General features: G+C 31.1%; 6 protein-coding genes. 5 read left to right on the forward strand and 1 reads right to left on the reverse strand.

The features are described from left to right. The first annotated feature begins 49 nt into the window (after window positions 1-49). From HMPREF9200_RS05070 to HMPREF9200_RS05090, 5 genes are all read left to right on the forward strand, one after another. On the forward strand, window positions 50-2,251 hold the full coding sequence (locus HMPREF9200_RS05070; RefSeq protein ID WP_009353749.1) for a DNA methyltransferase: 2,202 nt from the start codon (window positions 50-52) through the stop codon (window positions 2,249-2,251). Window positions 2,252-2,367: 116 nt separating this feature from the next. Beyond that, entirely contained in the window at window positions 2,368-3,909 is a 1,542-nt protein-coding gene (locus HMPREF9200_RS05075; RefSeq protein ID WP_009353752.1) for an AAA family ATPase, read from the forward strand. Window positions 3,910-3,938: 29 nt separating this feature from the next. Beyond that, window positions 3,939-4,157 carry a hypothetical protein gene (locus tag HMPREF9200_RS05080; protein WP_141558202.1) on the forward strand — a complete coding sequence of 73 codons (219 nt, stop codon included), beginning with the start codon at window positions 3,939-3,941 and terminating at the stop codon, window positions 4,155-4,157. A 25-nt stretch (window positions 4,158-4,182) separates the two neighbouring features. Beyond that, window positions 4,183-4,485, forward strand: coding sequence for a hypothetical protein (locus HMPREF9200_RS05085; RefSeq protein ID WP_141558203.1), 303 nt, complete (start codon window positions 4,183-4,185; stop codon window positions 4,483-4,485). 209 nt (window positions 4,486-4,694) lie between these two features. After that, window positions 4,695-4,895: a hypothetical protein gene (locus HMPREF9200_RS05090; RefSeq protein WP_009353748.1), complete on the forward strand. Its 201-nt coding sequence runs from the start codon at window positions 4,695-4,697 to the stop codon at window positions 4,893-4,895. A 65-nt stretch (window positions 4,896-4,960) separates the two neighbouring features. On the opposite strand, the gene HMPREF9200_RS05095 is transcribed toward HMPREF9200_RS05090, so the two are convergent. Then, window positions 4,961-5,898: ATP-binding protein (locus HMPREF9200_RS05095; protein ID WP_009353750.1), on the reverse strand; the 938-nt coding region annotated here is incomplete at its 5' end.

Consider the following 5,898-nt stretch of genomic DNA (forward strand, 5'->3'; position numbering starts at 1 on the left):
ATATGATTGTTTATTACAACAATATAAAATTAATGGACTCTAACAGAAGATGAGATTTTACAGTAATATTAATAAGCTCTGTGTAAAACTTGTGTTTTGTCTATATGCAGAAGATTCTGGTTTATTTGGTAAGAAAAATATATTTCATGATTATTTAAAAGATTTCCAACCTCATCAAGTTCGTAACGCTTTGATGGACTTGTTTCGTATTTTGGATACGCCAGAAAGCAATCGTAGTCCCTATGAAACTGAAAGTTTGTTAGACTTCCCTTATGTCAATGGTAGTTTATTTAGCGATGCTGTAGAAATTCCCCAATTCTCAGAAGAAGCCATTCAGCTAATATTGCAAGATGCATGTAATTTTGATTGGAGTGAAATATCTCCAACCATATTTGGTGCTATCTTTGAAAGTACATTGAATCCGGAAACAAGACGTCACGGGGGTATGCATTATACAAGTATTGAAAATATTCATAAACTCATTGATCCATTATTTTTAGATGCATTCAAAAATGAATATAAAGAAGCGATGACATTAAAAACTGGCAAGGCTAGGATGAAGGCACTGAAGCAATTGCAAGAATCGATGGCATCGAAAACGTTTTTTGATCCAGCAGCAGGGTCAGGTAACTTTTTAACAGAATCTTATTTATCTTTACGAAGATTAGAAAATGATATCTTGCGAGAAACCATAACAGATGCAGCTGGTACAGGGGTACTTGGATTTGATGAAAAAGAATTTAACCCTATTAAGGTGAGTATTCAACAATTTTATGGAATCGAAATTAATGACTTCGCTGTTTCTGTTGCCAAAACTGCCATTTGGATTGCAGAGGCCCAGATGTTTAAAGAAACAGAAGCGATTATTCATAAAGAGATGGACTTCTTACCACTTCATACGAATGCAAATATTCATGAAGGAAACTCCTTACAAATGGATTGGGAAATGGTGATTCCAGCTGAGCAGATATCATATATCATAGGAAATCCTCCATTTGTAGGATCAAAGTATGCATCCGAATCACAGAAGAAGGATATGGATAAAGTATTTAATGTGTACTCAAAGAAATATAGAAAACTAGATTATGTTTCTTCTTGGTATATTAAATCAGCTGAGTTAATACAGAAAAATGATGGAATACAATGTGCATTTGTATCTACAAATTCCATTACACAAGGGGAACAAGTGGCTTTATTGTGGAATATTTTATATGCCATGGATGTAGAAATCATTTTTGCACATAGAACGTTTAAATGGAGTAGTGAATCAACCGATGGTGCAGCAGTACACTGTGTAATTATAGGATTTAGTGGAAAACAAAATAATATAAATAAGGTGTTATATGCAGATGGACTATCTTCATATGCTGATAAAATTAGCCCTTATTTAGTAGCAGGGTTTAATGGGGTTGTAACAAGTATTTCTAAACCTTTATTTGGACAAAAGCCGATGGTTGCTCCCAATAAACCATGCGATTACAATCATTTAAAAATTGAACCAGATGAATTTTTAGAGTTTAAAGAAAAATGTCCACAATCATTAAAATGGATAAAACGGATGGTAGGGGCGACAGAATTTATTAATAATAAAGAGAGATATTGTTTATGGCTAGTGGGGTGTTCACCGAATGAGTTAAAGCAGATGCCGATGGTATTAAAACGAGTAAAGGCATGTCAAGAGGCAAGACTAGCTGCAAATACGGCAGAGTCTAAAAAGCTAGCATTAACACCTACATTATTTAGAGAACAATTAAATCCAGAGCAGTATTTAATTATACCAGGAGTATCTTCTGAAAAAAGACGATATATTCCTATTGGTTTTTTGGATAAAGAGACCATTCCAGTAATGGGAACATTAATTATACCTAATGCAGATTTAGTTGATTTTGGTATCGTCACATCTAATGTTCATATGGCATGGATGCGTGCGTTTGCAGGTCGATTAGAAATGCGATATAGATATTCTAAGGATGTAGTTTATAACACATTCCCATGGCCAAAATTACAGGAGCAACATCGAGTAGCCATTGAAAATACTGCAAAGCAGATTTTAGCGGCTAGAAAACTATATCCTAATTCCACCTTGGCAGAGCTATATGATGAAGTGACTATGCCAATTGAATTAAGAGAGGCCCATCGAGATAATAATCGAGCTGTGATGCGAGCTTATGGATTTGACTTAAAAATGACAGAAGAAGAGTGCGTAGCAGAGTTAATGAAACTCTATCAGGTGTTGATAGAGAAAAAGTAATAATAAATTTATTTTGTTCTAAGAGATATGGCTGAATTTACAGGGAGGATATATGAAGATTAATTTATCAAATTGAAAAACTTTTTATATTAAATGAGCTATCTTTAGATAAAAAGTTGAACTTTATATATGGTAAAAATGGAACTGGAAAGTCAACGTTAACAAAAGTAATAGTGGATAATTATAACTCTGATAGTTTAAAAGTATGCGCATTTCAAGGGTTTGGGTCGATTATAGGAGAAAATAGTTTATTAAATGCAATTGTTCTTGGTGAAAAGAATAAAGATATAGAGAAGAAAATAGAAGAATATAATGCTCAAAATAAAATATTACTAGATAATCTTCAAACATTAGAAAATAGTATTAATAAGAATATTGATGGAAGCAAGGCCAATCAACAAAAGAAGCTAGAGGATCAAATAGTAACTTTAAATAATAAAGAAGGTAGATTTCTAAGAGATGCTGCAAGCGAAATGAGTCGCTTGTATGATAAGAAACTAATACTTGATAATCGTACGTATAATAAAAATTCAATAAAAGACAAAATTGGAGAAGCTAGAATAATATCAGATACAGAGGTAAATGAAGCAAAAGAAACTTTATATATGGAAATAACTGATAAAGTAGGTATGATATCATATGATTTGTTTAAAAGGCCGGAAGATTTTTTAAATGAAGTTAATAAAGTGCTAGGTTTGATTAGTGAAGAAAAATCTATCGTGGAACTTCCTGTGGGTGAAGAATATGTGTATTTAGAGGCAGGAATACATTTACATAAGCCAGGTGAGAAATGTAAGTTTTGTGGAAATTTAATTTCTGAAGAGAGATATCTAGCTATAAAAAAATATTTTGATGCTGATGAAGTAAAAGCGATCAAGAAAGAGGTTGATCGCATGAAAGAAAAAATTGGTGAGGCTATTTCTAGCCTACAAAAGATAAAGTTTGACTTTAATGATTTGCAAGAACCATATAAAGAAAAGATAGGTCTTCAAACTAGATTATTAAGAGGGGAGATTACAAAAGCATTAAATGGATTTCAAACAATGAAGGAAGCGTTAGAGAAGAAAAATCAGTTTGAAAAAATTAATCCGATTATTTTATTAGAAGAAGTTGACTATTCTATTTATATAGATAAGATAAATGAAGATATTACAGCCTTCAATAATAAGATAGATAATCTAAATGCAGAAAAAATACAAGCGAGAAATATATTAGAGTTACATCATATTGCAATATATATTTCTGATGAGAAATATAAAGTTATTCAAAGAGAGAAGTGTGAGTTAGATATATCTATAGAAAGTTTAGAAGAGGAAATTAAAGAGATTAAGTATGAAGCTAATATAATCAAAGACAATATTATCCAGAATGAGGCGAAGATAATAGAATTGGTGAGGGAGACTCAAAGTACCGAAAAGTTAGTGAATAATATAAATGCAAAGTTAGAAGGTTTAACAAACTTTAAACTTGTTTTGCAAAAGGATGATGCAGAAAAATTAGAATATTATGAAATTAAAAATACTGAAGGAGAAGTACGGAGGATAGAAGAATTATCGACAGGGGAAAAAAATCTTATTGCATTTTTATATTTTTTAGAGTCATTACAAAGTATCGAGGATTATAATAAAAAAAGGTTATTATTTTTGATGATCCTATGAATTCTAATGATGATACAGTTCAATATTTTATGATGGATCAATTAAATAAACTAATAAAAAGTATAAAAAAGGATAGTAGTCAAGATATATTTGTATTATTGACACATAATATCTTCTTTTATCAAGGATTAGTATATGATGTTATTAATATTAGAGAACAGTCTTATAATCCGTATGAATATAATAATTTTTATAAATTGGTAAGAATTAATGATGAAATAAGTATTGTTCATATAAAAAGAAAATGATGATTTTTTTAATATATATGATGGATTGTGGTATGAATTAGCTTTTTTATATCATGCAGGTAAGCCGCGTATGATGTTAAATCCTATGAGAAGAATTATAGAAACATTTATAATATTCACTGGAATAGACGAATTTTATGCTAAAAATCAAGATATAAAACGACTGCTTAATGTTAATTCACATGGTAATGTAGTTTTTGATGTGGATACTACAAGCATAGGCTGTGATGATTTAATTAATATGATGAAATCTCTATTTAAGAATAATAATTATGAAGCACATTTCAATAAAAAGTGGAAACATTGGAAGAAACATTGTAATGGTTAATGATAGGAAAGGCCTTTAAAGTTCTTTAAATCAATTTGAAAAATAATTAGTATAATTTATATAAAAGTATGTGAGGATATCTCTAGTGATGTACAGCCATATAATTATTTACATGGCTAAAAGGGGGGGAATAATGTATAATCGCTACTAGAGTGTTTTTGTAATAGTATAGATGATAACTTTAATATAAAAGGTCAGGTGTAATAGGCATGGCGAATGGCAGCCTTTTGGCTAAAAAATTACATATAGTATCAAAAGAAAATAAATGGCACAAAATATTATCCTTAGCTAGTTTGTCGAAAGAAGAGTTAAACAAGGAATTGGCAAAGGGGATAGATTCGTTAAAGAATACACGATCTTATACTATAGACGAAGTAGATGCGTTTTTTATGAAGAAATACGGTATATAAAAAAGGACTGTAACGAAAATGTAAAAATGTACATTTTGTTACAGTCTCTTTTTGCATACGTTATATTAAATTACGTTTCCTGTTTCTGTATTCTCCAACAAAAAATCAATGACATGTTTATGAATGATTCCATCCTGGCTAAAGTCAACGGTATCCATGGAGAGAACAAACTTAGGGTAATTATCTTGTACATGAGCATAGACGCCAAATTCACGTTGTCGTGTGGCTTCTGTTTCCATGAGATAGGACACTTGATAGTATATTCGTTCCTTATCTTTAGTGGCGATAAAGTCGATTTCCATATCTTTTACTTTCCCAATTTCTACGGTATATCCTCTAGAAATCAGCTCAATATATACGATATTTTCCAGGGCTCGTTCAATATCTTTCGTATTAGAATACCCCTTAGCAGCCCGAAATCCATGATCCGTAAGGTAATATTTTTCATCGATTTTAAGATTCTTTTTACCGACCGTATCGAATCTAGACACCTTTTTCAGGATGAAAGCTTGCTGACAATAGTCTAAATAATTCAGGATAGTATCAATAGAAACATCCCGATGCTCGCTCTTTAAATACTTTTTAATACTAGTTGCCGAAACAGGGGACCCTATATTTTGTATAGTAAATGATAGGATTCGATTGAAAATATCTACATCGCGAATCTTATTGTGTGTTAACACGTCTTTAATCAAAACCGTATGATACACATCATTTAGATATTTATAACTACTATTTTCTTCTAGGTTAAAGTATTTTAAGGTAGGCATACCACCTAATTGAACAAACTTAGTGAATAGCTCTTCCTTACTTAGATGTTTTTCCTGAAATACTTCTATAAACTCATCAAATGTAAATGGTTGTATTTCAAACTCTACATATCTGCCAGCAAGAAGTGTAGCAAGCTCGCCAGAGATTAAGGATGAATTGGAGCCAGTAATATAGATATCACAATCTCTATCAACGCGCAGACCATTTACAACTTTTTCCCAATCTTGGACTA

This window comes from Veillonella sp. oral taxon 780 str. F0422 (assembly GCF_000221605.1).
Taxonomy (GTDB): Bacteria; Bacillota; Negativicutes; order Veillonellales; family Veillonellaceae; genus F0422.